27 protein-coding genes, 1 tRNA gene and 1 riboswitch are annotated in these 25,354 nt (G+C 68.0%); of the genes, 21 read left to right on the plus strand and 7 right to left on the minus strand.

Annotated elements, in window-relative coordinates:
* Positions 1-37 precede the first annotated feature (37 nt).
* The 6 genes from K9D12_RS00960 to K9D12_RS00985 all read left to right on the plus strand — a co-directional run bounded on the left by K9D12_RS00960 (position 38) and on the right by K9D12_RS00985 (position 4,126).
* The gene (locus K9D12_RS00960; protein ID WP_370633435.1) at positions 38-664 is read left to right on the plus strand and encodes a lysophospholipid acyltransferase family protein; all 627 of its coding nucleotides are present in this window, start codon (positions 38-40) and stop codon (positions 662-664) included.
* A 127-nt stretch (positions 665-791) separates the two neighbouring features.
* Positions 792-2,255, plus strand: coding sequence for a ribosome biogenesis GTPase Der (gene der / locus K9D12_RS00965; RefSeq protein WP_047311586.1), 1,464 nt, complete (start codon positions 792-794; stop codon positions 2,253-2,255).
* Between the two features lie 257 nt (positions 2,256-2,512).
* Entirely contained in the window at positions 2,513-2,722 is a 210-nt protein-coding gene (locus K9D12_RS00970; RefSeq protein WP_129663656.1) for a hypothetical protein, read from the plus strand.
* Positions 2,723-2,734: 12 nt separating this feature from the next.
* Positions 2,735-2,950, plus strand: coding sequence for a hypothetical protein (locus K9D12_RS00975; protein ID WP_129663654.1), 216 nt, complete (start codon positions 2,735-2,737; stop codon positions 2,948-2,950).
* A 65-nt stretch (positions 2,951-3,015) separates the two neighbouring features.
* Positions 3,016-3,945, plus strand: coding sequence for a DUF2207 domain-containing protein (locus K9D12_RS00980; RefSeq protein ID WP_129663652.1), 930 nt, complete (start codon positions 3,016-3,018; stop codon positions 3,943-3,945).
* A 107-nt stretch (positions 3,946-4,052) separates the two neighbouring features.
* Positions 4,053-4,126 (plus strand) — tRNA-Pro (locus K9D12_RS00985).
* Positions 4,127-4,200: 74 nt separating this feature from the next.
* Here the strand turns inward: K9D12_RS00985 and K9D12_RS14750 are convergent.
* The gene (locus tag K9D12_RS14750; RefSeq protein ID WP_225910757.1) at positions 4,201-4,437 is read right to left on the minus strand and encodes a hypothetical protein; all 237 of its coding nucleotides are present in this window, start codon (positions 4,435-4,437) and stop codon (positions 4,201-4,203) included.
* A gap of 260 nt (positions 4,438-4,697) precedes the next feature.
* Positions 4,698-5,207 carry a DinB family protein gene (locus K9D12_RS00995; protein ID WP_129663650.1) on the minus strand — a complete coding sequence of 170 codons (510 nt, stop codon included), beginning with the start codon at positions 5,205-5,207 and terminating at the stop codon, positions 4,698-4,700.
* 246 nt (positions 5,208-5,453) lie between these two features.
* Between K9D12_RS00995 and K9D12_RS01000 the strand changes: the two genes are divergently transcribed.
* Positions 5,454-6,686 carry an MFS transporter gene (locus K9D12_RS01000; protein ID WP_370633430.1) on the plus strand — a complete coding sequence of 411 codons (1,233 nt, stop codon included), beginning with the start codon at positions 5,454-5,456 and terminating at the stop codon, positions 6,684-6,686.
* 108 nt (positions 6,687-6,794) lie between these two features.
* On the opposite strand, the gene K9D12_RS01005 is transcribed toward K9D12_RS01000, so the two are convergent.
* Positions 6,795-7,649: a G1 family glutamic endopeptidase gene (locus K9D12_RS01005; protein WP_223059238.1), complete on the minus strand. Its 855-nt coding sequence runs from the start codon at positions 7,647-7,649 to the stop codon at positions 6,795-6,797.
* A gap of 63 nt (positions 7,650-7,712) precedes the next feature.
* Here K9D12_RS01005 and K9D12_RS01010 point away from each other — a divergent pair, with 63 nt between their 5' ends.
* The 10 genes from K9D12_RS01010 to gcvP all read left to right on the plus strand — a co-directional run bounded on the left by K9D12_RS01010 (position 7,713) and on the right by gcvP (position 16,650).
* Positions 7,713-8,303: a CDP-alcohol phosphatidyltransferase family protein gene (locus tag K9D12_RS01010; protein WP_118913174.1), complete on the plus strand. Its 591-nt coding sequence runs from the start codon at positions 7,713-7,715 to the stop codon at positions 8,301-8,303.
* Complete coding sequence (locus K9D12_RS01015; RefSeq protein ID WP_187035146.1) at positions 8,303-9,199, plus strand: DUF881 domain-containing protein; 897 nt, start codon at positions 8,303-8,305, stop codon at positions 9,197-9,199. Before K9D12_RS01010 ends, K9D12_RS01015 begins: the two co-directional genes overlap by 1 nt.
* A gap of 29 nt (positions 9,200-9,228) precedes the next feature.
* Entirely contained in the window at positions 9,229-9,573 is a 345-nt protein-coding gene (locus K9D12_RS01020) for a small basic family protein (RefSeq protein ID WP_223059239.1), read from the plus strand.
* A complete protein-coding gene (locus K9D12_RS01025) occupies positions 9,570-10,454 on the plus strand; it encodes a DUF881 domain-containing protein (protein ID WP_129663642.1) in 885 nt (294 codons plus the stop codon). The genes K9D12_RS01020 and K9D12_RS01025 overlap by 4 nt, the downstream gene beginning before the upstream one ends.
* 36 nt (positions 10,455-10,490) lie before the next feature.
* Complete coding sequence (gene gcvH / locus K9D12_RS01030) at positions 10,491-10,880, plus strand: glycine cleavage system protein GcvH (protein ID WP_047311607.1); 390 nt, start codon at positions 10,491-10,493, stop codon at positions 10,878-10,880.
* A gap of 132 nt (positions 10,881-11,012) precedes the next feature.
* Complete coding sequence (locus K9D12_RS01035) at positions 11,013-11,486, plus strand: FHA domain-containing protein (protein WP_225910758.1); 474 nt, start codon at positions 11,013-11,015, stop codon at positions 11,484-11,486.
* Positions 11,487-11,500: 14 nt separating this feature from the next.
* Positions 11,501-12,181: a MerR family transcriptional regulator gene (locus K9D12_RS01040; protein WP_047311608.1), complete on the plus strand. Its 681-nt coding sequence runs from the start codon at positions 11,501-11,503 to the stop codon at positions 12,179-12,181.
* 81 nt (positions 12,182-12,262) lie between these two features.
* Positions 12,263-12,736 (plus strand): bifunctional nuclease family protein, encoded by a 474-nt coding sequence (locus K9D12_RS01045; RefSeq protein WP_047311609.1) that lies wholly within the window; start codon positions 12,263-12,265, stop codon positions 12,734-12,736.
* A gap of 212 nt (positions 12,737-12,948) precedes the next feature.
* Positions 12,949-13,530: a MerR family transcriptional regulator gene (locus tag K9D12_RS01050; RefSeq protein ID WP_370633431.1), complete on the plus strand. Its 582-nt coding sequence runs from the start codon at positions 12,949-12,951 to the stop codon at positions 13,528-13,530.
* A 67-nt stretch (positions 13,531-13,597) separates the two neighbouring features.
* A riboswitch (glycine riboswitch) is annotated at positions 13,598-13,692 on the plus strand.
* Between the two features lie 90 nt (positions 13,693-13,782).
* Entirely contained in the window at positions 13,783-16,650 is a 2,868-nt protein-coding gene (gene gcvP / locus K9D12_RS01055; protein ID WP_223059240.1) for an aminomethyl-transferring glycine dehydrogenase, read from the plus strand.
* A 99-nt stretch (positions 16,651-16,749) separates the two neighbouring features.
* Here gcvP and K9D12_RS01060 read toward each other — a convergent pair whose 3' ends face one another.
* Genes K9D12_RS01060 through K9D12_RS01075 form a run of 4 tightly spaced genes read right to left on the minus strand, consistent with a single transcriptional unit; the run spans position 16,750 to position 23,136 of the window.
* The gene (locus tag K9D12_RS01060; protein WP_047311611.1) at positions 16,750-17,967 is read right to left on the minus strand and encodes a pyridoxal phosphate-dependent aminotransferase; all 1,218 of its coding nucleotides are present in this window, start codon (positions 17,965-17,967) and stop codon (positions 16,750-16,752) included.
* 26 nt (positions 17,968-17,993) lie between these two features.
* Positions 17,994-21,269: an AAA family ATPase gene (locus K9D12_RS01065; protein WP_223059241.1), complete on the minus strand. Its 3,276-nt coding sequence runs from the start codon at positions 21,267-21,269 to the stop codon at positions 17,994-17,996.
* Positions 21,266-22,456: an exonuclease SbcCD subunit D gene (locus K9D12_RS01070; RefSeq protein WP_129663634.1), complete on the minus strand. Its 1,191-nt coding sequence runs from the start codon at positions 22,454-22,456 to the stop codon at positions 21,266-21,268. The genes K9D12_RS01065 and K9D12_RS01070 overlap by 4 nt, the downstream gene beginning before the upstream one ends.
* 44 nt (positions 22,457-22,500) lie before the next feature.
* Positions 22,501-23,136: a histidine phosphatase family protein gene (locus K9D12_RS01075; RefSeq protein ID WP_047311614.1), complete on the minus strand. Its 636-nt coding sequence runs from the start codon at positions 23,134-23,136 to the stop codon at positions 22,501-22,503.
* Positions 23,137-23,164: 28 nt separating this feature from the next.
* Here K9D12_RS01075 and K9D12_RS01080 point away from each other — a divergent pair, with 28 nt between their 5' ends.
* The 4 genes from K9D12_RS01080 to K9D12_RS01095 all read left to right on the plus strand — a co-directional run bounded on the left by K9D12_RS01080 (position 23,165) and on the right by K9D12_RS01095 (position 25,344).
* A complete protein-coding gene (locus K9D12_RS01080; protein ID WP_129663632.1) occupies positions 23,165-23,593 on the plus strand; it encodes an OsmC family protein in 429 nt (142 codons plus the stop codon).
* 87 nt (positions 23,594-23,680) lie between these two features.
* Entirely contained in the window at positions 23,681-24,157 is a 477-nt protein-coding gene (locus K9D12_RS01085) for an SRPBCC domain-containing protein (protein ID WP_047311616.1), read from the plus strand.
* Between the two features lie 3 nt (positions 24,158-24,160).
* Positions 24,161-24,784, plus strand: a complete 624-nt coding sequence (locus K9D12_RS01090) for an L-threonylcarbamoyladenylate synthase (protein WP_047311617.1) — start codon at positions 24,161-24,163, stop codon at positions 24,782-24,784.
* Positions 24,781-25,344, plus strand: coding sequence for a nucleosidase (locus tag K9D12_RS01095; RefSeq protein ID WP_047311618.1), 564 nt, complete (start codon positions 24,781-24,783; stop codon positions 25,342-25,344). Before K9D12_RS01090 ends, K9D12_RS01095 begins: the two co-directional genes overlap by 4 nt.
* The last annotated feature ends 10 nt before the right edge of the window (positions 25,345-25,354 follow it).

A 25,354-nucleotide genomic window follows, 5' to 3' on the forward strand; every position in this document is an offset into this window, starting at 1 on the left:
CCTGGACGAGCGGCTGGCCTCTCGGCTGCCGCGTCCCGTGGACGCTGATCGAGGCGTACGAGTAGGCCAACGTCTGGGCGTCGGGCTGCTGCGGCTCCTGTACCGCGCACGGGTGACGGGTCAAGCGCACGTGCCTTCGCGTGGGCCGGTCATTCTCGTCGCGAACCACGTCGGCTTCATCGACGGGCCGCTGGGGTTCATCACGTCCCCGCGACCGGTGCACTTCCTCGTCAAGCGGGCGTACTTCGTCGGGCCGGTCGGTTGGCTCCTGCGCGGCGTCGGGCAGATCCCGATCACGCAGCGCAGCGCCGACCGTGAGGCGCTCACCAGCGCACGGGAGGTCCTGCGCGCAGGCGGGGTCGTCGGCGTGTTCCCCGAAGGAACGCGCGGCAGTGGCGAGGTGGCGAGCGCCCAGCAGGGAGCCGCGTTCCTTGCGCTGGGAACGAAGGCGGTCGTCGTTCCGGTTGCCTTGTCGGGAACGGCGGGTCGCTCGAAGGGTGCGTTGCCGCGCGTGCGTTCACGCCTGTCGGTGACGTTCGGCGAACCGTTCGACCTCGCAGGCGTGCCCGACGTCGCTGCCGTCACCGGTCGCGAGCGTGTTGCCGTGGCCACCGAGGCGCTGCGTGTGCGCCTCGCGGAGCACGTGCGCGCTGCCCGAATCTGACTTTTCGCCCAAGTGCGCGAGAATGGTGTCTGACGCCCGTTCGGCGTCATGGCGCGGCGCGACACGGATCAGACTCCGATCGACGAGCGAACCGCGCAGAACTTTCCGACATTCGAAGGTATGACGCGTGAGCGACGAGCAGAACTTCCCAGGCGACGAGTCCGTCGAGCAGGCCCTCCGGGTCGGGCTCGAGGACTTCGACCTCAGCGACGAGGACCGCGCCCTCCTCAGCGGCGAGGGCGGTGACGACGAGGGCTTCAGTGAGGCGGACCTGCGCCCTGTTGTTGCCGTCGTCGGACGCCCCAACGTCGGCAAGTCGACTCTCGTCAACCGCATCCTCGGCCGCCGTGAGGCCGTCGTCGAGGACGTTCCGGGTGTGACGCGTGACCGTGTGGCCTATGACGCCGAGTGGGTCGGGCGCCGCTTCACGCTCGTCGACACCGGCGGATGGGAGGTCGACGCCACGGGCATTCACCTGCGTGTCGCCGAGCAGGCCGAGGTGGCTGTCGAACTCGCCGACGCCGTGATGTTCGTCGTCGACGCCACCGTCGGTGCCACCGACACCGACGAGGCCGTCGTCAAGCTGCTGCGCCGCTCGAAGAAGCCTGTCGTGCTCGTGGCCAACAAGGTCGACGACAACCGCACCGAGGCGGACGCCGCGATGCTGTGGTCGCTCGGACTCGGCGAGCCCTACCCGGTCTCGGCCCTTCACGGGCGCGGCACGGGTGACGCCCTCGACGCCATCATCAACGAGCTTCCGGACAAGTCGGCCGTGGCCGGCGCCTACCCGCGCGGCGGCCCCCGTCGCGTCGCGCTGCTCGGGCGCCCGAACGTCGGCAAGTCGTCGCTGCTCAACAAGCTCGCCGGCTCCGAGCGCGTCGTCGTCGACAACGTTGCGGGTACGACGCGCGACCCGGTCGACGAATACATCGAACTCGGTGACAAGACGTGGCGCTTCGTCGACACCGCCGGTATCCGCCGACGCGTTCACCAGACCCGCGGCGCCGACTTCTACGCGTCCCTGCGCACGCAGACGGCGCTGGAGAAGGCGGAGGTCGCCGTCGTCCTCATCGACGCGGAGCAGAGCATCGCCGAGCAGGACGTGCGTGTCGTCCAGCAGGTCATCGACGCAGGCCGCGCCCTCGTCGTCGCGTACAACAAGTGGGATCTGCTCGACGAGGAGCGCCGCTACTACCTGGAGAAGGAGATCGAGCGCGAGCTCGTGCAGGTGCCGTGGGCGCCGCGCGTCAACATCTCCGCCGCCACGGGGCGTCACACGGACCGTCTCGTCCCGGCGCTCGAGGTAGCTCTCGACTCGTGGGACCAGCGCATCCCGACGGGCCGTCTCAACGCGTTCCTCGGCGAGGTCGTGGCAGCCCACCCGCACCCCGTGCGTGGTGGTAAGCAGCCGCGCATCCTGTTCGCGACGCAGGCCTCGACGCGTCCGCCGCGCTTCGTCATCTTCGCGAGCGGCTTCATCGAGGCCGGCTACCGCCGCTTCATCGAGCGTCGCCTGCGCGAGGAGTTCGGTTTCGACGGCACGCCCATCGAGATCTCGGTGCGCGTGCGCGAGAAGCGCAAGCAGCGCTGATCCAGCTGTGGCCACGACCGGCCGCCGTCTCTGTTCGAGACGGCGGCCGTCGCCTATGGTGAGCCAGCACACACTCAAAAGGGGTCACCATGTTCAGCCGCTCGCACAAGGACCAACCGTCGCAGGACGCCAACCAGACGGCCTCATGGATGCTCTCTTCCGGCCCGGCCTGTCGCAGACGCCCGGTGACGCCGTGCCGCGTCAGGACGTGTCTCTGTCGTCGCTCAAGCACCGCCTCCAGGGGGCATGTCGAGGAGGTGGCGACGGCGCTGGGCGACGAGATGGTGGCCCACGGCGTCGCAACCCGCAATCCGGCGTCCCGCGGGATGCTGGGGCGCCGGGGGTCGTGGCTGAGCTCCGACGGCGAGCGTCTCAAGCGGGAGGCGGCGTCGTTCAAGCACTACCTCGCGAAGGTCGAAAGCAAGCAGCTCGCGAACGATCAGAGCGAGGGCTTCGTGGGCGGCTAGCTCGCCTACGCGGTGGCGTTCGAACTCGTCGGTGCGTGGTCCAAGGAACTCGACACCGCCCAGACGGGACGTCCGACGTCCGCGGCTGGGCAGATGCTCGCCGAGATGCACCGCAACCCGATGCTGGTCGGCATGGCTGCTGCGTCATCGGGCGGTTTCTCGCTCGACGATCTGTATGTACTCGCCGTGGCGCGAAACTACGGCGCGAAGTTCCCCGGAGATCGCTGAGCCGGTCTGCCAGAGGCTGAGCGCGGTGGCTAGGCTGTGAGCGCCCCGCGAACGAAAGGTCATCGATGTTCGGTTGGAACCACGATTACGAGTACGTCGGCGTCACGCCCGGTCTCACGCCGGCTGCCGGCACGGGGGAGGTCCGCCGCGTCAAGGGGCGCAAGGAGTGGGCCGGTGAGGCCGCCGTGCAGTTCTCGCCGCCCAAGGGCGTCAGCGCGGCTCTCGCGGGCACCGTGGTGGACGGCAAGGTGGACCCGCGTGACATCGGGGCCATGATGATCGATCTGTCCCTTCGCGGGTGGTTCCGCATCGACAAGCAGGACGACTCGTGGTTGTTCGTGCAGAACGAGTTCCCGCGCGACGACATCATCACGCAGGTGGAGGCCGACTTCCTCAACGCGCTTTTCCCGCCCGGCGTGAAATACGTCGGGCTGGAGCAGATGAAGCGCCAGCTGCGGGGGCCGCTGCGGCACATCACGGACTCGCTGTACCGCGAGACGATGGAGCGCGGCTGGTACGAGCGTGACCCGCGCAGCAAGGGTTTCTTCGGCCTCGCCGGCCGCTCGCCGCGTACGGCCGACGGCACGGCCGTTCGCATCCAGACGCTCGGTTTCCGCAAGTACATCGCGACGGCGGAGGCCAGTCAGATCAAGTACGAAGAGGCAGCAGGGTTGTTCAGCCGCTACCTGCCGTACGCCATGATCTTCGGGTTGACCGAGCGCTGGGCGTCGGTGATCGGCGACGTCGCCAAGGCGGCCCAACTCGAGGGCTACGGCAACATCATGGGCGGCCTGGCATCCGACCCGTTCTTCTGGCTGTTCTTCGGTGACGACATTGCGTATCTCGGCATCGAGGCCATCGGCGGACTGGCTGATCTTCTCGGCGACGGTGCGGGCCTGTTCGACCTCGGCGACATGGCCGGCGGCCTCGGCGACATCTTCGGTTCCGTCGGTGACGCCATCGGCGACATCGCGGGGGACATCTTCGACTTCTGAGCCTCGCTGACCCCTGCGAGTGGGGCGCGCGTCACCCGATTGTGAGGCGCCCGCCACCGTGGGGTAAGGTTCATTTCGCCCTTCGGGGCTTGCGCTCTCGGGCGCAACGGGCTGTGGCGCAGTTTGGTAGCGCACTTGACTGGGGGTCAAGGGGTCGCAGGTTCAAATCCTGTCAGCCCGACAGGCCAGCGGGAGGGATCGCATCGTGCGATCCCTCCCGCTTTTTCGTGCTCGTTTCGCCGGACGCGGTGAGAGTCACTCGCTGCGGGACGCGAGATCCACCCCGCGGCTTTCGGCGAGTGCCTGCAGCTTCTCCACGTCGTCGGTCTGGATGCATACGGTCGCCCGCAGACCGGAATCCTCGCGACGCAGGAGGTAGGAGGGGCTGCTGTCCGTGAGGGCGTCCCCGTTCGCGTCGAAGAACGTCCAGCGGACGGCGACGAGGACGAGACGGTCACTGAAGTGGCGCTGATCGACGATCTCGTACGCCACCGACGCGAGACCGAGCTGCTTGTAGACCGGCTAGGACTGCTCGAGCCCTGACACCATCGCGTCCCGTGAGTCGAGGACGCCGGAGAACCCGGTCGTCCACGATCGTGCCGGGTGTCGCCCACAGGTCCGCCGCGGCCCCGGCGTCGAAATTCGTGAGCGCCGCCGCATAGCGACCGAAGAAGTCGTCGATGTCCTGGCTGCTGATGGTCATGTTTCGACGATACGTGCGCTGACGACCGGGCGTCGCGTCGGAACGCGACTCACTCGAAGGCGGAATCCTTCATGCCTGCAAGGTAGCTCGCCTGGCCGACGTGCTGCAGCGCATCCTCGCTGACGCTCACCAGGCGGGCGCCGCGGGTGACCGGCGGATCCCAGTTCTCGTCGACGACATCGTCGAGGTCCGCGTCCGTCAGGGTGTCGAGGTAGGCCACGTGCGCAGCCGTCACGGCCTCGAGGTGATCGACGAGGGCGTTCGCGTCGTTCACCACGAGGGCGCGCGCCTGCTCGGAGGAATCGCCGTAGCCCATCGCGTCCGCACCGCGGTCCACGCCGAGCTTCTCCGCCCAGCCCCCTCGCGTCCACTCCTGTTGTTCGCCCGAGAGCTGCGCGACCTGCACGTCGATCTCTCGAGCTGCATGCCACAACAGCCACGCGATCGAGTTGTCGTGCCCCGGGTGAGCGTTGAGTCGCTCGGCCGGAACGTCCCGCAGGGAACCCGCCACCTCCGCGGCTCGTCCCGCCAGATCCTTGAGTACCTCGATGCCGTTCATGCTTCGACCCTAACGCTCGGCCGGCACCGTGCCCAGAGCGAATTCAGCCTGCGACGCATCGAATCTCTATAAGGTGCCGGAGAACCGTGAGCAGCACAACCGGATGAGGAGGCACACATGAACGCTGCCACCGTGCCCTGGTATCGCGAGGTCAGCCCGACGCAGTGAAAGTCCTTCTGGGCCGCGTGGCTCGGGTACCTGCTCGACGGTTTCGACTTCGTCATCATCACGCTCGTCCTCACCGAGGTGGCCGACGAGTTCGACCTCAACGGCGTCCAGGCCGCCACCCTCATCAGCGCGGCGTTCGTCTCCCGCTGGTTCGGAGGTCTCGTGCTCGGCGCCATCGCCGACACCCTCGGACGCCGTGACGCCATGGTGCTCGCCATCGTCACGTTCTCCTTCGGTTCACTGTTGTGTGCAGTCTCCACCGGCTACGTCATGATGTTCACCGCACGCCTTCTCATCGGCTTCGGCATGGCGGGGGAGTATTCCGCGAGCGCCACCTACGTCATCGAGTCGTGGCCGCAGCACCTGCGTAACAAGGCGAGCGCCTTCCTCATCAGCGGCTTCTCCATCGGTGGAGTGCTGGTCGCTCAGGTCTACCGCTTCGTGGTGCCCGCGTGGGGCTGGCGAGCGCTGTTCGCCATCGTTCTCGTGCCGATCGTGCTCGCCCTCTGGCTGCGCCGTGGTCTGCCCGAACCGGAGGACTTCCGCCGGGCGAAGGACTCCGGTCGGGTGGATGCAACGCCTGACATGTTCACGACGCTCTACCGCGGCCCGCACCGCATTCTCAACGTCCTCCTCACCCTGGCGACGTTCGCGGTTCTCCTCGCCATCTTCGGTGGTTACGTCCACGGCGCAGGGACCGTCGCACCGATGTCCGTCTTCATCACGGCAGTGTTCGTCTGGTTCCTCGTGCAGTTCGAGCCTCAGCGCTGGCCCACCGCCGTTGCCGTGACGGTCGTGGTCTTCACCGTGTTCTTCTTCGCCTGGCCCATCACGGCCCTGCTGCCGACCTACCTCAAGACCGACCTCGGTCTCTCGCCCGGAGAAGTCAGCGACATCCTCTTCTGGAGCGGATTCGGTACGGCTTTCGGTGCGATCCTGGCCGGTTTCACCGGCGACCGCTTCGGCACGACTCGCGCCTACTGGGGCAGCCTGCTCATCTCCCTACCCTTGCTGTGGCCGATCTTCACGCTGACCTCGGACCACGCGCCCCTCATCGGGTTGCTGCTGTTCGTCCAGCAGTGCTTCGGCGCCGGCGTCGGCGGCCTCGTGCCCAAGTGGATGGTGAGCTGGTTCTCCATCGAGAAGCGCGCCGCAGCGCTCGGCTTCACCTACAACGTCGGCGCACTCGGTGGAGGGGAGCGGTGTCGCCCGTCGTCGGAGCCGCGCTCGCGGAGACGATGTCGCTCGGTCGAGCGATCATCGTGCTCTCCGCCTCGTTCACGGGAATCGTCATCCTCCTCGTCGCCATGAAGTTCCCGCTGCGGCTCCAGCAGCTGCTCAAGCCCTCGGCGGTTGGCGCGGACGACGGCGACGACACCATCCGCCGGATCGAACCCCAGGCGGGCTGAACCGGCAGCGTCAGGCCGCGCGCTTGAACGTCACCGGGAAGCCGTTGCCGCTCGCCGACCACGCGCCCGGCGATGCGAGCAGGTTGCCGTTGAACATCAAGATGCGCGTGTGGGCCATCTTCTTCGGCACCCGCGTGCCCGAGGCGTCGGTGACGCTGAGCTGACGGAACGAGACCGTGCCCGTGTTCGCGAGGGCGAGCGGGCGTCCGTCGGCGCGGCTCGGGCGTTCGAGCACGAACTCGGCAACGCCCTTCGGCGCGCTCGTGGCGCGGGAGGTCACGACACAGCGCTGGAGGCGCTCGTTGCACAGCGTGAAGTAGGCACGGCTGTCCCGAGCCGACCAGCGCACCGCGACCCGGACAGGGTCACCGGGAGAGACGGGCAGATTCGTGATGCGTTCCTGAGAGCGCTGAGGGAACGTCTCGACCCACAGGTAGTAGTCGTTCTTCCACTTCGAGCACTTGCCCGCCCGGAGGGCGACACACTTCGAGTCGTGCTCCGTTCCGGCCTGGATGAGCTGGCCCTGCGCACGGTTTCCGCCGCCGAGGCCCACCCACATGTTCGAGTAGCCGTCACGTCCGGGCCACGACGCCTTCGGTACCGTCCACGAACCCCGGGCCTGCGTCGGGTTCTTCGCCGCAACCTGGTAGCCGGCCCAGTTCTCGTACAGGGCGTTCGACGCGGCGCGCAGGCCGGTGGCGGTCGTCGTCGCGGCGCTCGCCGGGGCAGAGGCCTCAGCGGGTGATTGCGCGGACGCCGGCGCCGTCAGGGAGGCGGCGGACACGCTCAGGCAGACGAGCGCGGTGAACAGGGTGTTGCGTGCGGCGGACATGAGCTCCTCGGGGTCGGTGCAGTACGGCTCCATGCTAGGGGCCGCGGGCTCGACGGTCGGTGCGCGCCGCGCGGGGCCATCGCCTAGTCTTGGCCTGTGACGACCGCTGAACCGGAGCTTTCGAGCCGCATCTGGACGGTGCCGAACGTGCTGTCCTTCCTGCGGCTCGTCGGTGTTCCGGCGTTCGTCTGGCTGATCCTTTCGGAGTGGGACAAGACGGCCCTCGTCGTCCTCATGGTGGCGGGGTTCACCGATTACCTCGATGGCAAGATCGCCCGCAAGTTCGACATGCAGTCGCGTCTCGGAGCCATCCTCGACCCGATGGCTGACCGGCTCTACATCGTCGCGACGATCGTCTGCCTCGCGATGCGTGGAATCCTGCCGATGTGGGTGGTGCTCGCCCTGGTTCTGCGCGAAGTCTTCATCCTCACGATGGCGCCCACCGTCCGCCGGCACAACCTGCCGCTGCCGCCGGTGCACTTCATCGGCAAGGCGGCCACCTTCAACCTTCTGTACGCCTTCCCCCTTCTCCTGCTCGCCGAGATCGAGGGCGCTGCCGGTGACCTGGCGCGCCCGACCGCCTGGGCCTTCGTCCTGTGGGGCGTGTGCCTGTACTGGCTCGCCGGCCTGCTGTACGCCGTCCAGGTGCGCGAGATGCTGAAGGTCGTTCGCGCGCGGGCGGTGTGATGGCACCGCACCGACTCATCCGACGCAAGCCGCGCTCGCCGGGAACGACGCGCGAGGTACGTGTCCAGGACCCGGCCGCGAGCATGGCGCTCATCTTCGACGCCATGAAGCGGCCGATCGACCCCCTCTACGAAGACGTGGCCCGCAAGCGCGAGGCAACGGGTGAGGGGCTGGTTCGTCGTCCGGGCCGTTCGCCGCTGCTCGTCGTGACGGTCATCGCACTCGGCTTCCTCCTCGGCGCGGCGGCCCATGCCCTGCGAGTGCCGGATTCGGTGCAGGCCGATCGTCACGCGCAACTCGTGGAACAAGTCGAGGCGAAACAGAAGGCGAACGACGACTCCGCCGCCGAGGTGGAGGCACTACGCACGGAACTGGACTCGAACCGTTCGTCAGCGTTGACCCGCCAGGAGCGCTCGAACCTGAGCGCCGACCTCACGGCCGGTGAGCGCACCGCTGGAGCGGCCGCCGTCAGCGGGCCCGGGCTCACCGTCGTCATCGAGAACCCCGAGGACGCCGAGCCCGATGCAGCCGACAGCGATCCGCGCACCGGTGAGGACGAGAACGCTCTCACCTCGAGCGATCTGCAGCACGTCATCAACGGTCTGTGGTCCTCGGGGGCGACCGCCGTCAGCGTCAACGGTCAGCGCATCACATCACTCAGCGCGGTGCGCTTCGCCGGCTCGGCCATCCTCGTCAACTACCGTCCGCTCGCGACGCCGTACACCGTCACCGCGATCGGTCCGAGCGACATGCAGAACAAGTTCGAGAGCGGGTTCTCGGGGGACTACCTCACGTCGCTGCGGAAGTCGGATTTCACCATATCCACCTCCCGTGGCAACGTCACGGTGCCTGCGCAAGGAACCATCCGTATCGCCCACGCTCAGCCGGTGCGCTGACTTCGCCCTTCCCCTCGTTAGGAGCTGACGTGATTCCCGCCATCGGCCTCGTGATCGGCCTCGTGATCGGCCTCGTGCTCGGCCTGTGGCTGCACCCCGACGTTCCGTTGTGGATGCAGCCGTACCTGCCGATCGCCGTCATCGCCGCGCTTGATGCGCTGTTCGGCGGTATCCGTGCAGCCCTCGACGGATTGTTCGACGACAAGGTTTTCGTCGTCTCGTTCCTGTCGAACGTCGTCGTCGCCGCGTTCATCGTGTTCCTCGGCGACCAACTGGGTGTCGGTAACCAGCTGTCCACCGGCGTCGTGGTCGTGCTCGGCCTGCGCATCTTCACCAACGTCGCTTCGATCCGCCGACACGTGTTCAAGGCATGAGCAAGAAGCAGAAGAAGACGCCCGAGGCGCCAGACCTCGACGCACCGACCGAAATCGACCCCGCTGAGGCGTCGTCGGAGCCGGCCAAGGACGCGGCGTTGCCGGGGGAGAAGCACGTTCCTGAGGAAGGCGCCGAGACCTCCCCGTCGATCGCGACCTCGGCTGAGCAGTCCGACGCGACGCCCGATGACGGGCACGAGGCTCCCGCCCAACCCTGGCGACGCTACGCCTTCGGAGGTCCGCGTTCCCTCGCGGGCGGTCTGACGGCGGCGGTGCTCGCCCTGGGCCTCGGCTTCGCTGTCATGACGCAGGTGCAGCAGAACGAGAAGTCCGGCCTCGACAACCTCTCGCAGGCCGACCTCGTGGCGCTCCTGGGCAACGTCAACGACCAGTCCGCGCGCCTGGAGAAGGAACTCGACGACCTCACGACGAGCAAGGAACAGCTCGCTCGCGGCGGAGACCGGGCAGCCGTGGCCGACGCGCAGAAGCGTCTCGACCAACTCGCCATCCTCAACGGAACGGTGCAGGTCAAGGGCCCCGGCATCATCATCGAGGTCGATTCCGCCGGCGGCGACGTCACAGCGGCCAACATCCTCGACGCCGTCCAGGAGCTACGCGACGCCGGCGCCGAGTCCATCGATGTCGGTGGCAACCGCATCGTCGCGTCGTCCTGGTTCACCGACGTGGACGGCCGCCCGAGCGTCGAAGGCCGAAGCCTGCCGGAGAAGTTCACGATCAGCGCCATCGGCGATCCGCACACCATGAGCACCGCGATGGCCATTCCGGGCGGTGTGACCGATACGCTGACACAAGCAGGCGCTCGCGTTAAGGTCTCCGAGGAAACCTCGATGCAGATCACCTCGCTGCACCGAAGAGACTGACCAGACGCCTGCTCACCGACCGACTCGAGGAGAACCATGAGCGAGTTGCAGTACCCGGCCGACCTTCGTTACACCGAAGACCACGAGTGGGTCGCAGACAAGGGCGAGGGCGTCGTGCGCGTCGGCATCACGGCGTACGCCCAGGACGCCCTCGGCGACGTCGTGTACGTCAGCCTCCCGTCCGTCGGTGACTCCGTCACGGCGGGCGAGTCCTGCGGCGAGGTCGAGTCGACGAAGTCCGTCAGCGACCTGTACTCGCCGCTCGACGGTGAGGTCGTCGCCGTCAACGACACGCTCGACGCCGAGCCCGGCACGGTCAACTCCGACCCGTACGGCTCCGGCTGGATGTTCGAGATCCGCCCCAGCGATGCCTCTGCGATCGACGGCCTCATGGACGCCGACGCCTACACCGGCTCGCTCGACTGACACGTCCTGTAAGCCTTCTCGTCACCCGGCGGTTCCTCGGTTCCGTCGGGTGACGGTAGTCTGACCACCACATCGAACGGCTCGCCCCGTGCGGACGAGCCGCTCACGACACGGCGCCGCAAGGCGCAGGGGATGGGGTACACCATGGCTGACGAGTACAACGGCTATTCCGGTGATGCCACGACGATCGGCGTGCCCGGCGAAGCTGGTTGGGAGCCGCGTGAGCTGTCGCACGAGGCACCCCGTGTGCTCTCGCCGGCCGACCAGGCGATGGTCGAGGCGCTGCGCCCGAACACCGCGCTGCTCATCGCGCTGAGCGGACCCAACTCCGGTGCGCGATTCCTGCTCGACGCAGACGAGGTCAGCGCTGGGCGTCACCCGAAGAGCGACATCTTCCTCGACGACATCACGGTCTCGCGCCGTCACGCCATCTTCGTTCGCTCCGGCAACGGCTACAGCGTGCAGGACATCGGATCGCTCAACGGCACCTACGTCGACCGAAAGCTCGTCGACAATCTGCCGCTCGTCACCGGCGCCGAGGTAATGATCGGCAAGTACCGACTCACGTACTACGCCGCCGCACACTCCGCACCCGAGCAGAGCTGAGGCACTTCCGCTCCATGGCACAGCACGGCCTGACGATCAGCGCGGTTCTCAAGACCCTGCGCGAGGAGTTCCCCGACCTGTCGGTCTCGAAGGTTCGTTTCCTCGACGCCCAAGGTCTGGTCTCCCCGAAACGCTCCGACTCCGGGTATCGCCGCTACAGCGACGAGGACGTCGAGCGTCTGCGCTTCGTCCTGCGGGCCCAGCGCGATCGCTTCTGGCCCCTCAAGGTCATCCGTGAGGCGCTCGACGCCTACGACCGTGGCCTCACCCCGCAGGACGCCGACTTCGTCAGCGCCGTTCCCAGCGTTCCGACGCCGACGGCCGACCCCGACGTGCCTGATGTCGAGACGCTCGCCGCGGATGCGAACGAGACACTCTCGCTCACCCGCGAAGAGCTTGCTCGTGGGGCCGGCGGCACGGACGCCCTCATCGCCGAGCTCGAAACGTTCGGTCTCGTGCGCCCCGGCGCGGACGGGCACTTCGACGGTGAGGCTCTCGCCGTGGCGACGGCTGCAGCCGCTCTTGCCGAGTTCGGTGTTCAGGGCCGTCATCTGCGTCCTTTCCGCCTGGCGGCAGACCGCGAGATCGGTCTTGTCGAGCAGGTTCCACTGCGTGACGAGTCGCAGCGCGCCGTCATCGCTCAGCGCTGCCTCGCGTTGCACGTGGCCCTCGTGAAGGCCGGCCTGCGTCACTGACGTTGCAGGTGTCGCCGGTCGGTGGCACCCGACGTGTTCCGCAGGTCGCTCCCGGTCGCGGCTGCGCGGTAGCGTGGACATGTGAAGCGCGCCGAAGTTTCCGGCATCCGAGTCGAGTTGCCGACGACCAGCCCCGTCCTCCTTCTGCGTATCGAAGGTGGAGTGACGCACGTACCCATCTGGATCGGCTCGCCCGAGGCCTCGATGATCGCGTTGTTCGCCGAGGGTGTTGATTCCCCGCGGCCCCTCACGCACGATCTCGTCCTCGACGTTGCGGGCGCGGCGGGCCGTTCGCTGGAACGTGTCGAGATCACGGCGCTACGCGACGACGTCTACGAAGCAAGCCTCGTCTTCGACGACGGTGGGCGCGTCGATTCCCGCGCCAGCGACGCCGTCGCTCTCGCGATGCGCGCTTCTGTGGACATCTTCGTCGCGGACGCCATCGTGGACGAAGTGGGCGTTCAGGTCGCCGACGAGCAGGAGGAAGAGGTCGAGAAGTTCCGCGAATTCCTTGACCACGTCAGCGCAGAGGACTTCGAAGAACCCGAAGAGTGAAGTGTCGGTTGACCCCCGAATGATTCGATAGAACTAAGCGTTAAGTGGATCTTTAGTGTTTGTGATCGAGTCGTGATCCGCGAAATTTCGGGAAATTTATTCGGCGTGTCGTGCGCGCTGTCATTGATCGGACCCTGAATCGGCTCTACCTTTGAGGAGTCAAGAGGGCGCGGGTCAACGTGCTCACGCCTTGTTTCTTCCAGGAGGTCGCCGTGGTTTCCACCGGCAAAGCGCCCGAGTCTCACTCCGAGGCTCCCGCGCCGATCGACGCCGATGTCACGCGCGAGGTCGAGATCGACGACGCGATGCTCGGCTACCGCGGCCCGGCTGCCTGCCGCGCTGCCGGTGTGACATACCGCCAGCTCGACTACTGGGCCCGCACCGGCCTGCTCGAACCGTCGGTGCGCAACGTCAGCGGTTCCGGCCACCAGCGCCTGTACTCCTTCCGCGACGTCCTCGTCCTCAAGGTCATCAAGCGCCTGCTCGACGCCGGTGTCTCGCTCCAGCAGATCCGCGTCGCGGTGGCCGCGCTGCGCGACCACGGCGTCAAGGAGCTCGCGGGCATCACGCTCATGTCCGACGGGGCGTCGGTCTACGAGTGCACGAGCGACGACCAGGTCATCGACCTTCTGCGCGGCGGCCAGGGCGTGTTCGGTATCGCACTCGGAAGCGTCTGGGCCGAGGTCGAAGGCACCCTTGCCGAACTCCCCGGTGAGCGTCCCGACGCCACCGAGATCGCCGAGCACCCGGGCGACGAACTGCGCAAGCGCCGCGCCGCGAAGCGCGCCGGCTGAACCGCTTCCACCAGCCTTCTCGTACCCGACACCGCAACGGCGGTGTCGGGTACTGTTGTGCTCGCTGTCGAATCCGGTGGGAGAGACTCCGGCCGCGAGCCGGGGCGCCGAAGGGGCAAGCCTCCCCGCAACCTCTCAGGCGAAGTGGACCATCGGGTGAAGCAACTCTGAAGCGCCGTCGTGCGTGACAGAGGGGGAGCAGCCGACCAGACCGTCGGCCGTCGCCCACCGACACGCGTCAGGGAGTCACCCATGACAAGCGATTCGTTCGCCCCCTTCGTCGCCCGCCACATCGGCCCGGGCGACTCCGACCTCGAGCACATGCTCTCCACGATCGGCGCGAGCGACGTCGCCGACCTCGTGGCCCGCGCCGTTCCTCAGGCCATCGCCCAGAAGGAGCCGCTCGCCCTCGAGGCCGCCGGTTCAGAGGCCGAGGTGCTCGCCGAGTTGCGTGAGAAGGCTTCCCGCAACCGCGTCCTGACGTCGATGATCGGCCTCGGCTACTACGGCACGCACACGCCGGGCGTCATTCGCCGCAACATTCTCGAGAACCCGGCCTGGTACACGGCCTACACGCCCTACCAGCCGGAGATCTCCCAGGGTCGCCTCGAGGCGCTGCTCAACTTCCAGACCGTCGTCACCGACCTCACGGGTCTCACGACGGCCGGTTCGTCGCTGCTCGACGAGGCCACCGCCGTCGCCGAGGCCATGACGCTCATGCGCCGTGCGAGCAAGTCGGCCAAGGACGCCGTGCTTGTCGTCGACGAGCAGGTCATGCCGCAGAGCATCGCCGTGACGCAGACGCGTGCCACGCCGCTCGGCATCGAGGTCGTCGTCGCCGACCTGCGCGACGTCAAGGACGCGGACGCGCTCGTCGAAGCTGCGGGTGGCAAGTCCGTCTTCGGTGTCATCGTGCAGTACCCGAGCGCCGACGGTCAGATCGTCGACTGGAAGGCGCTCACCGAGGCCGCCCACGAGCACGGTGCGCTCGTCACGGCTGCCGCTGACCTGCTCGCCCTGACGCTCATCGCGTCGCCCGGCTCGTGGGGTGCGGACGTCGCAGTGGGTACCTCGCAGCGTTTCGGTGTTCCGATGGGCTTCGGCGGCCCGCACGCCGGTTACATGTCGGTGCGCGCCGGTCTCGAGCGCAACATGCCGGGGCGCCTCGTCGGTGTCTCGCTCGACGCCGACGGCCACCAGGCCTACCGCCTCGCGTTGCAGACGCGTGAGCAGCACATCCGCCGTGAGAAGGCGACGTCGAACATCTGCACCGCGCAGGTGCTGCTCGCCGTCATGGCGTCGATGTACGCCGTCTATCACGGCCCGCAGGGGCTCGCGAAGATCGCCGAGGACGTTCACGCGAAGGCGCGTCTCGTCGCCGCTGCGCTGCCGAAGGCCGGCCTGGAGGTCGTCCACGACACCTTCTTCGACACGCTCGCCGTCCGCAGCGAGGGACGCGCGCAGGCGCTCGTCGACTCCGCGCTCGAGCACGACGTCAACGTCTGGAAGGCCGACGAGGACACCGTCCTGATCAGCCTCGACGAGACGACGACGCAAGGCGAGATCGACGCTCTCGGCGCCGCGTGGGGCTTCCGCACCCGCGAGGCGGGCGAGGCGTCGGCTCTGCCGAAGGCGCTCGTGCGTGAGGACGAGTACCTCACCCACCCCGTCTTCAACAGCCACCACAGCGAGACGGCCATGCTGCGTTACCTGCGTCGTCTGGCCGATCGCGACTACGCGCTCGACCGCGGCATGATTCCGCTCGGCTCGTGCACGATGAAGCTCAACGCCACGACGGAGATGGAATCCATCACGTGGCCCGAGTTCGCAAACCTTCACCCGTTCGCTCCGGCCAACCAGAACGAGGGCATCCGCGAGCTCATCACCGACCTCGAGCAGTGGCTGTGCGACATCACCGGCTACGACGACATCTCGCTGCAGCCGAACGCCGGCTCCCAGGGTGAGCTCGCCGGCCTTCTCGCCATCCACGCCTACCACCAGGCCAACGGCGAGGGGCACCGCAACATCTGCCTCATCCCCGCCTCGGCGCACGGCACCAACGCGGCGTCCGCCGTCATGGCCGGCCTCAAGGTGGTCGTCGTCAAGACGGCGGCCTCGGGTGAGGTCGACCTCGAGGACTTCAAGGGCAAGCTCAAGGAGCACGGCGAGAACCTCGCCGCGATCATGGTGACGTACCCCTCGACGCACGGGGTCTTCGAGGACACGATCAGCGAGATCTGCTCGCTCGTGCACGAGGCGGGCGGCCAGGTCTACGTCGACGGCGCCAACCTCAACGCGATGGTCGGCCTCGCCCAGCCGGGGCAGTTCGGTGGCGACGTCTCGCACCTCAACCTGCACAAGACGTTCTGCATCCCGCACGGGGGCGGTGGCCCCGGCGTCGGCCCGGTCGCAGTGCGTGAGCACCTCGCTCCGCACCTGCCGAACCACCCGCTGTTCGCGGAGGCTGGCCCGGCGACGGGCGTCGGTCCGATCTCAGCGGCGCCGTTCGGTTCGGCGAGCATCCTGCCGATCTCGTGGGCATACGTTCGCCTCATGGGTGGCGCGGGTCTGACGCGCGCGACGCAGTTCGCCGTCGTCAACGCCAACTACGTCGCCGCACGTCTGCGTGAGGCCTACCCGGTCCTCTACGCGGGCACCGACGGTCTCGTCGCGCACGAGTGCATTCTCGACCTGCGCGCCCTGACGAAGGAATCCGGCGTCACGGTCGACGACGTCGCGAAGCGCCTCATCGACTACGGCTTCCACGCCCCGACGATGAGCTTCCCCGTCGCGGGCACACTCATGGTCGAGCCGACGGAGTCGGAGTCGCTCGAGGAACTCGACCGCTTCGTCGAGGCGATGCTCGCCATCCGCGCCGAGATCCAGGACGTCATCGACGGCAAGGTCGCGGCCGAGGACTCGGCCCTGCGTCACGCACCGCACACCGCGCTGTCCCTGACGAGCGAATGGGACCACCCCTACGAACGTCGCGAGGCCGTCTACCCGGGCAGCACCGACCCGCGCGCGAAGTACTGGGCGCCGGTTCGTCGTATCGACGGTGCGTACGGCGACCGTAACCTCGTGTGCTCGTGCCCGCCGCCCGAGGCGTTCGAGGACTGATCCTCACCGTGTGACGGAGAACGAACGAAGCCCCATTGCCGAGAAGGCGATGGGGCTTCGTTCCATGCTCAGGGGCGGAGGTTCGACCCGCACCGGGCATCAGGAGCGGTAGTCCTCAAGGAAGTCTCCGATACGTCCGATGGCCTCTTCGAGCATGTCGACGTCGGGCAGCGTGACGAGCCGGAAGTGGTCTGGCTTGACCCAGTTGAACCCGGTTCCGTGCGTCACGAGGATCTTCTTCGCGCGCAACAGGTCGATGACGAAGTCCTGGTCGTTCTCGATGGGGTAGACCTCTGGGTCGAGCTTCGGGAACGTGTAGAGCGAGCCCATCGGTTTGACGCAGCTGACACCCGGGATGTCGTTGAGCATGCGCCACGCCAGCATCGACTGCTCGTAGAAGCGACCTTCCGGACCGATGAGCTCCTGGATCGACTGGTAACCGCCGAGGGCAGTCTGGATGGCGTGCTGGGCAGGGACGTTGGCGCACATGCGCATGTTGGCGAGGAGGGTGAGCCCCTCGAGGAAATCGGCCGCGAGGTGCTTGGGGCCGGAGATCATGACCCAGCCGGCACGGTAGCCGCACACCCGGTAGGCCTTGGACAGGCCGCTGAAGGTCAGGCACAGCACGTCGTCACCTGCGTAGGTGGCGGCGTGGTGGTGCACCGCGTCCTCGAAGAGGATCTTCTCGTAGATCTCGTCGGCCATGACGACGAGGTTGTGGCGGCGTGCGATGTCGACGAGGCCCTTGACGACGTCCTCGGAGTACACGGCGCCCGTGGGGTTGTTCGGGTTGATGATGACGATGGCGTGCGTGTTCTCGGTGATCTTGCTCTCGATGTCCGCAAGGTCCGGGTTCCACCCGTTCTCCTCGTCGCACAGGTAGTGCACGGCCTTGCCGCCGGTGAGCGTCACGGCACCCGTCCACAGGGGGTAGTCGGGGGCGGGAACGAGGATCTCGTTACCGTCGTCGACGAAGGCCTGCAGCACCATGCTGATGAGCTCCGAGACGCCGTTGCCGATGAAGACGTCATCGACGAGCGTCTCGCGCAGGCCGCGGCTCTGGTAGTACTGCGCGACGGCGGTGCGCGCCGAGTAGATGCCGCGGCTGTCGCTGTAGCCCTGCGCGTGGTGCAGGTGGTGCTTCATGTCGGCCAGGATTGCCTCAGGTGCCTCGAAGCCGAACGGGGCGGTGTTGCCGATGTTCAGCTTGAGGATCTTGTGGCCCTCGGCCTCGAGGCGCTGGGCCTCTTCGAGGATCGGACCGCGCACGTCGTAACGCACGTTCTGAAGCTTCTTGGACTGACGGATCGCACGCATGCGCCCAGCGTTTCACAGGGCGGCGCTCAGACCGCGCCTGACACGTCGAATCCGGACACGATCGGGTGAACCGTGGAACCCTCGGAGGTCTTGCGAACTTCGATCTGAGAGGGGATTCGGGCGCGCAGTTCGGTGACGTGGCTGACGACGCCGACGAGACGCCCACCTTCGCGCAGCCCGTCCAGTACCTCCATCACCTGCTCGAGCGTGTCCTGGTCGAGCGAGCCGAACCCTTCGTCGACGAAGAGGGTGTGCAGTTCCATGCCGCCGGAGTCGGCACGCACGGCGTCACCGAGCCCGAGCGCGAGGGCGAGGGAGGCCATGAAGGCCTCGCCGCCGGAGAGCGTGGCGGTGTCGCGGCTGCGGCCGGTCCAGGCATCGACAACGACCAGACCGAGTCCGCTGCGGGCGGTGCCCTTGGCCCGCTCGTCGGTGTACTTCAGCTGGTAGCGCCCGTCGGTCATGTGGTGCAGGCGCTCGTTCGCCATCGCCGTGACGGTCTCGAGATGGGCGGCGAGCACGTAGCTCGTGAGCCTCATGCGGTGAGTGTTCTCGCCGATACCGGAGAACGTGCTCGCGAGGTCGCTCATCTCCCGGGCTGCCTGAGCGACAGGGAGGTGCTCGCGCACGGCGTCGGCGATGCGGTCACGCATCGAGTCGAGGATCTCGTAGGCCCGCGCCCATCGGGACGCCTCGGTGGAGGATTCGTTCGCGCGGCGTGCGTAGATGTCGGCCCTCCGCCGCAGCCGCGCGGGATCGGGAGCGGGGGAGTGCGCCGCAGACACCACGGTGTCGTCGGCCAAGGTGGCGCCCGCGGCAGCGCGGACCTCGATGGCGTGTTGCCACGTGGCGCGCAGACTCGTCAGCTCGTCCTCGTCGAGGGCGACGGCGAAGGCCGCCTCGACGTCGTCGTAACCCTTGGCGACGAGTTCGTCGGACAGTTCGGCGTGGGCGCTCTCGCTCTGCGTGGCTGCGGTACGGAAGGTCGCGTCCGCGCGGGCGAAGGCGTCACGCGCGCGGTCGATCGCAGTCAGCTGTCGACGCGCGTCGTCGACCGACCGAGCGAGCTGCTGGACGCGGGTGCGCACGGCCTCCTCGTGCTCCTCGTCCGCGAGGTTCTGCGCAGCGTCATCGTCGCCGGTGGCCGTGGCAACCACGCTCGTGCCGTCGGTGGCACCTTCGGGCAGCGTGGTGCCGCGCAGCACGGGGGAGTTGTTGGAGTCGGTGTAGTCCGAAACGAACTGCAGGGTGGACGACTCGGCTTCCGCGAGGTGCTGGAGGGCAGCCGCCAGTGCTTCTTTCGCGCCATCGCGGCGTGCAACGGCGGCGGCAGCGTCCTTCTCCGCGGTTGCTATGCCTCGGTGGGCTCGCGTCTGTGCTGATCGAGCCTTTTCCAGCGTCACGGCCGCTTCTTCCCGACGCTGGGCTCGCTCGTTCAGGTCGCGCTCGGTCTGACGCAGCGCGCTGTCGTCATCGACGAGATCGGCGGCAACGAGGGCTTCGGCTGGGTCATCGCTCCCCGCAGGGGATGTTTCCCCGTCCGGCACAGCGGCCACGACGTCGTCGAGGCGGGCTTGCAGGTGCGCGAGGTGGCTCGCCCAGGCCTGCTCGGCGCCGGCGAGTGTGGCTTCGGCACGGCGACGCTTCTCGTCAGCATCCCGGGCAGCCCGTTCCGCCGCCTCGATCGCCTGCGGGCCGGGTGCCTGCGGTGACGCAGTCGCAGGGTTCGGGTGTTCGCACGAGCCACACACGGGGCACGGGTTGCCGGGCGTGAGATCGGTGGCGATCTCGGCGGAGATACCGGTTAACCGCGCCAGACGCAGGGCCACCGCGTCGTGCTCACGTTCGGTGAAGGTGGCCACTGCTGCGTCGCGCGCTTCGGTTGCTGTGGTCACGGCCCTGCTGTGTGCAGGGACTTCCTGAAGAATCCGACGCGCAGCGTGAACGGCGTTGAGGGCGCCTCGCACGTCAGGCAGCGAGCTGAGCGTCTCCTCCGCGACGACGACAGCTTCGTCGGCACGTTCGCCCTCCTCCTTCGCCGTCCCCACCGTCTCCCTCGTGGCGACGGCCTTCTGCTCGGCCGCTGACGCATGGCGCCGAGCGGCGGCGACGTCGTCGAGGGCGCGCAGGGCTCGCGGCAGGTGCAACTGCAGCGCGTGAAGCGCTTGTGACCGAGCCTTCAGCGCCTCGGCCGGGAGAACGGCGTCGGCATCGTGACGTTCGCCAGGCGCCTCGAGCCCGGTGATCTCCACGAGTGCTCCGGCGGTCTCGATGCGCCGGGCACGTGCCTGCTCGAGTTGTTTGTCGGCGCGTCCACTGCGTTGCGCGAGGCGAAGCACGCCCGCCACGTGATCGGCGGCGTCCGCGTCATTCTTCATCTGGGTGACGGTTTCGGCGGGCCAGGCGTCGAGGTCGGTGCGCGCCCGCTCGTGGGCCTCACGCAGGGCCAGCAACGCGCCGGCGCGTTCGACGGCGCGTTCGGCCTGCTTGGCTGCGGCCGCCGCCTCGGCCGCCCGCGTGCCCGCGTCGTCACGGCGCCCGCGCAGGGCGGCGAGGAGGGTCCGCAACACCTCGGGAAGGTCGGCAACGCTCTCGTCGGACCAGACGGCCGGTGGCAACTCGTCGTCGTCAAGACGCGTGAGCGTGTCGGTGACGACCGTCATGTGACCCCGGATGTGTTCGAGCGAGGCCTCACTCGCACGGAGGCGTTCGTTCTTCGTCTCAGCGAACCATCGCTCCACGGCGTCGAAGCGGGCGACGTCGAAGAGCCGCTCGAGCAGGGCCCGGCGGTCTTCGGGCTTGGCGCGCAGGAACTGGGCGAACTCGCCCTGGGGGAGCAGGACGACCTGGGCGAACTGCTCGAGACCCATGCCCAGCGTGTCGGTGACCATGTCGGCCGCCTCGTCGATACGGGACGAGACAAGGTGCCATTGGCCCTCCCGCCACTGCTCGAGCCTCACCGATGCGGGGCGCGTGGTGGTTCCCGAACCGCGGCGCTTCGGTGCGTCCCACGCGGGTGCCCGGCGTACGCGCCAGCGCTCGGGGCCGACGCTGAACTCGAGTTCGACCCAGGGCGCCGTCTCTGGCGCGGCGTGGTGGCTCCGCAGAGCGTTGCGCAGGCTGCGTCGACTGCCCGGAACGTCGCCGAACAGCGCGAACGCGACGGCATCGAGGAGCGAGCTCTTGCCCGAGCCGGTGGGGCCGTTGACGAGCAGGATGCCCTGGTCGAGTTCATCGAAGTCGACGTCCACACGGTCAGGGAAGGGCCCGAACGCCTCCAGGCGCAGGGTGTGAAGTCTCATCGCAGATCCTCGAGGGAGAACATCGAGCCGTCGTCTGCCATCGGTTCGTCACCGCGTCGCAGAGCCGCGCTGACGGCCTTGCCGATAGCGGTGCGCTCGGTGGCGTTGGGGCCGCGCCCGCCACGTACGTGGGCGAGGAAGTCGCAGCACAGCTCCACGTCGTCACGGCCCTTGAGTCGCTCGGCGTAGGTGATCGGCTGGGCCTCGGTGCGAGGCGTGTCGAAGATCAGGCGCAGGGTGTGGGGGAAACGCGCTCGCACGCGCTCCATGGCCGCCGCAGGCCGGATCTCGTCGGTGAGCGTGACCTGGCACCAGGCCGATTCGGCGTGTTCGAGCTTGGGATCGGCGAGCAGGTTGTCGAGTTCGCCGCGCAGGATGGCGAGCGAACGGTGGATCGGTGCCTCGATGAACTCGGCGGAGACCCTGCCGCGGGCGACGTCGACGAGCCACGTGCCCTTGGTGTGGGCCGCTTCGCTGAACGACATGGCGACCGGACTGCCGCTGTAGCGCACCGACTCGCTGAGGGTTTGCGCGCCGTGGAGGTGCCCGAGTGCCGCGTAGTCGAAGGCGTCGACGACGGAGCGGGGCGCGACGCCGAGACCGCCGACGCAGATGTCGCGTTCGGACTCACTCGTCGTGGCGCCTGCGAAGAAGGCGTGTGCCATGCCGACGACCGGCAGCCCGTCGTCAGGTAGCGCGGTGCGACCGCGCGTCACCGCCTCGGTGAGCACGGCCCGGTGCGTCGACTCTGTGTCGAACCTCCCCGCCGCAACGGACGGCTCGAGGTAGGGAAGCGCCACAACATGTCCTGCCGTGTCCTGGCTGCCCAACCGCGGTATCGCGATGGGGCGCGCGATGCCTTCGTAGGCGGCGCGGATGTGGAGCCCGGAGTGCTCCATGACGCGGGATCCGAACCCGAGGCGCGTGGCCGAGTCGTGGTTGCCGGAGGTCACGACGACGCGGCTCCCGGTGTCGAGCAGTCGCACGAGGGCGTCGTCGAGCAGTTCGACGGTGCGCGGGTTCGGCAGTGCCCGGTCGTAGATGTCACCGGAAACGACGACGGCGTCGACCTTCTCCGCGCGGGTCAGTTCGACGAGGTGGTCGAGGTAGCGCGCGTGCGCATCGCCGAGGCCTTCACCGTGGAAGGACCGGCCGAGATGCCAGTCGGAGGTGTGGAGGATGCGCATGGCTCACACCCTAGGAGCGACCACCGACAACCCGATCCCGCAGGTCATGCCGACGGCAGGTGCGTCGTGTTCCAGCTGAGGATCCCGGGCACGTCGTGGTGGTGATCGAGGGCGCATACCGCGCCGGCGTCGAGCATGAGCTGGGCGGCGAAGCGGGGCTCCTGCCGAAGGTAGACGGCTGCGAGGATGCGCAGGAGGTGGCCGTGGGCCACGAGGATGACATCGCCCCTCTCCAGCAACGGCATGACGCGGTTCAGGACGTGCGAGGCGCGGGCCGCGACGTCCTCGACCGTCTCACCCGGGGTCTCACCCGGCACGACGCCGTGGCTGAAGATCTCCCAGTCGTAGCCGACCTCGTCACGGATCTGCGGCGTGGACTTGCCTTCGTAGCCGCCGTAATCCCACTCGCGCAGGTCCTCGTCGATCTCGAGGTTCTTCAGGCCGATGAGTTCGGCGGTGCGCAGCGCCCGGGTCAGCGGTGAGACGAACTCGGCGACGAAGTGACGACCGGCGAGCGCCTGCCCCGCCGCGCGTGCAACGGCTTCGCCGGCCGGAAGCAGTGGGAGGTCGGTGGTGCCGGTGTGACGCCCGTCGCGCGACCATTCGGTTTCGCCGTGACGGACGAGGACGAGCTGGCCCTTGCCGGGCGGGGGACCTTGAGGAGCGGTGACGAGGGGCACCCGAAGAGCCTAGTGGCACCATGGCCCCATGACTTCTACCGATGCCCACCGCAGTGTTTCCCTCACCCGTACGAGCGCCGGTCGCTTCACCGCGACGAACGCGCGCGGCGGCACGCTCGACTTCGGTTCGGGCGAGGACGAGCAGTTCACGCCCGTCGAGCTCCTGCTCACGGCCATCGCCGGGTGCAGCGCGATCGACGTCGACATCTTCACCTCGCGCCGCAGCGAGCCCGAGCAGTTCGACGTCGTAGCCGAGGGCGACAAGCTGCGTGACGAGCAAGGCAACCACATGGGTCCGATCGACGTCACCTTCACCGTGCGCTTCCCGGAGGGTGAAGCGGGCGACGCTGCTCGCAAGGTGTACCCGGAGACGGTGGAGCTCTCGCACGAACGCCTGTGCACCGTGAGCCGTACGGTGCTCCTTCCGACCGAGGTTCGGATGCACGTCGAATCCTGACGACGAACGGGTGCGCCCAAACCCCCGACACACGGAGCCGCTGTGGTCAGATGGAGCGACCGTTGAGTGAGAAGGGGGCGACGTTTCGTGGATCCCATCCGGCTGACGTACGACGTCCCGGTGACGCAGTCGCTCGCCTTTGCTCTCTTCGTCGACGAGTTCTCCCGATGGTGGCCGCGTGAGTTCAGCCGTGACCCCCTGGCGTTCGAAAGCGCCTCACTGGGCGGTGTCGCAGGCGCCGATGTCACGTGGACGTCGTCCGATGGCGGGGTGGACGTGTGGGGACGAATCAAGGTGCTCCAACCCGGCGAGCAGGTCACGTGGTGGTGCTGGTGGCAGGGCGAACAGGATGCGCCGAGCCACGTGTCCGTGCGCTTCTCGGAGAACGACTGGGGGAGTCGGGTGCACTTCGAGCACGACGGATGGCGCGAGGCGAACGCGGCGTTCCGCGCGGCGTACGAGCAGTGGCCCCTGATCATGGCGGCGTACGTTCTGCACACCCGACGGCGGGGTTTCGACCAGGATCCACGCATCGACGGGGAGCAGCAGCGCGGCGTAGCGTGAGGCATGGCAACTTTCCTCGACATCCACCCCGAGAACCCGCAGCCGCGTCTCATCGCGCAGGTCGTGGACGCGTTGCGTGACGGCGCGCTCATCGCCTACCCGACGTCGTCGGGTTACGCGCTCGGTGCCACGCTCGGCAATGCCGAAGCGAAGGAGCGGATAATTCGGATCCGCAAGCTCGACGCGAAGCACGACTTCACTCTCGTGTGCCGTGACTTCGCGGAGATGGGGCAGCTCGTGCAGTTGAGCAACGCAGCGTTCCGCGCGGTGAAGGCGGCAACGCCCGGGCCGTACACGTTCATCCTGCCGGCGACGGGCGAGGTGCCGCGCAAGCTTGTCCACCCCAAGAAGAAGACCGTCGGCGTGCGTCTCGACACTCACCCGGTGGCGCGTGCCATCGTCGAGGCGTTGGGGGAGCCGTTGCTGTCGACGTCGCTCATCCTGCCCGATCAGGAAGAGCCGTTCACGTACGGCTGGGCGGTGAAGGAGGAACTCGATCACCTCGTCGACATCGTCATCGACGCGGAGTCGGTGGAGCCTCGTCCGACGACGGTGGTCGACTTCACCGAGGGTTACCCGGAGGTCGTTCGTGTGGGTTCCGGTGACACGGAGCGCTTCGAGGCATGAGCGAGCGTTTCCTCGTCATTGCTGCGGCGCGCAGCGAGACGCGCTATCTGCCCGACGATGTCGAGGTCGTCATCACCGGGCTCGGGAAGACGGCGGCGGCGATTGCCACGACGCGTGCTCTTGCGGAGCGCGGGGAAGCCGGTCGCGAGAGGCTCACCGTGGTCAACCTCGGCAGCTGCGGGGCGCTCCGGCCCGGTCTTCGCGGCGCCTTCGAGCCAGGCGTCGTGCTGAACCACGACATGAGTGCCGACGCCATCCGTGCGCTCGGCTACGACCCGCGTGAGCGACTGACGACGGGTTTCGGCGACCCTGAGCTCGTTCTCGCCACCGGTGACCTGTTCGTCAGCGACCCTGCGGTGCGTGACGTGCTCGCCGAGCGCGCGTCGCTCGTCGACATGGAGGGGTACGCGGTCGTCATGGCGTGCCAAAGCTTTGGGGTGCCGGTGCGCGTGGTCAAGCACGTCTCCGACGACGCCGACGAATCGGCGCTCGACTGGGCGACGGCCGTCGACACCTCGGCCCGCGACCTCGCGCAGTGGTGGACGGCGAACCTCGCCTGAGGTTCGCCGT

The organism is Dermacoccus sp. Tok2021 (assembly GCF_019895135.1).
GTDB classification, from domain to species: Bacteria; Actinomycetota; Actinomycetes; order Actinomycetales; family Dermatophilaceae; genus Dermacoccus; species Dermacoccus abyssi.

Coding starts and splice junctions, on each gene's coding strand:
- K9D12_RS00980 (WP_129663652.1), top strand. CDS start 3,016: ATGTTCGGTTGGAACCACGATTACGAGTACGTCGGCGTCACGCCCGGT.
- K9D12_RS00995 (WP_129663650.1), bottom strand. CDS start 5,207: ATGAACGGCATCGAGGTACTCAAGGATCTGGCGGGACGAGCCGCGGAG.
- K9D12_RS01005 (WP_223059238.1), bottom strand. CDS start 7,649: ATGGAGCCGTACTGCACCGACCCCGAGGAGCTCATGTCCGCCGCACGC.
- K9D12_RS01015 (WP_187035146.1), top strand. CDS start 8,303: ATGGCACCGCACCGACTCATCCGACGCAAGCCGCGCTCGCCGGGAACG.
- K9D12_RS01025 (WP_129663642.1), top strand. CDS start 9,570: ATGAGCAAGAAGCAGAAGAAGACGCCCGAGGCGCCAGACCTCGACGCA.
- gcvH (WP_047311607.1), top strand. CDS start 10,491: ATGAGCGAGTTGCAGTACCCGGCCGACCTTCGTTACACCGAAGACCAC.
- K9D12_RS01035 (WP_225910758.1), top strand. CDS start 11,013: ATGGGGTACACCATGGCTGACGAGTACAACGGCTATTCCGGTGATGCC.
- K9D12_RS01040 (WP_047311608.1), top strand. CDS start 11,501: ATGGCACAGCACGGCCTGACGATCAGCGCGGTTCTCAAGACCCTGCGC.
- gcvP (WP_223059240.1), top strand. CDS start 13,783: ATGACAAGCGATTCGTTCGCCCCCTTCGTCGCCCGCCACATCGGCCCG.
- K9D12_RS01060 (WP_047311611.1), bottom strand. CDS start 17,967: ATGCGTGCGATCCGTCAGTCCAAGAAGCTTCAGAACGTGCGTTACGAC.
- K9D12_RS01065 (WP_223059241.1), bottom strand. CDS start 21,269: ATGAGACTTCACACCCTGCGCCTGGAGGCGTTCGGGCCCTTCCCTGAC.
- K9D12_RS01070 (WP_129663634.1), bottom strand. CDS start 22,456: ATGCGCATCCTCCACACCTCCGACTGGCATCTCGGCCGGTCCTTCCAC.
- K9D12_RS01080 (WP_129663632.1), top strand. CDS start 23,165: ATGACTTCTACCGATGCCCACCGCAGTGTTTCCCTCACCCGTACGAGC.
- K9D12_RS01090 (WP_047311617.1), top strand. CDS start 24,161: ATGGCAACTTTCCTCGACATCCACCCCGAGAACCCGCAGCCGCGTCTC.
- K9D12_RS01095 (WP_047311618.1), top strand. CDS start 24,781: ATGAGCGAGCGTTTCCTCGTCATTGCTGCGGCGCGCAGCGAGACGCGC.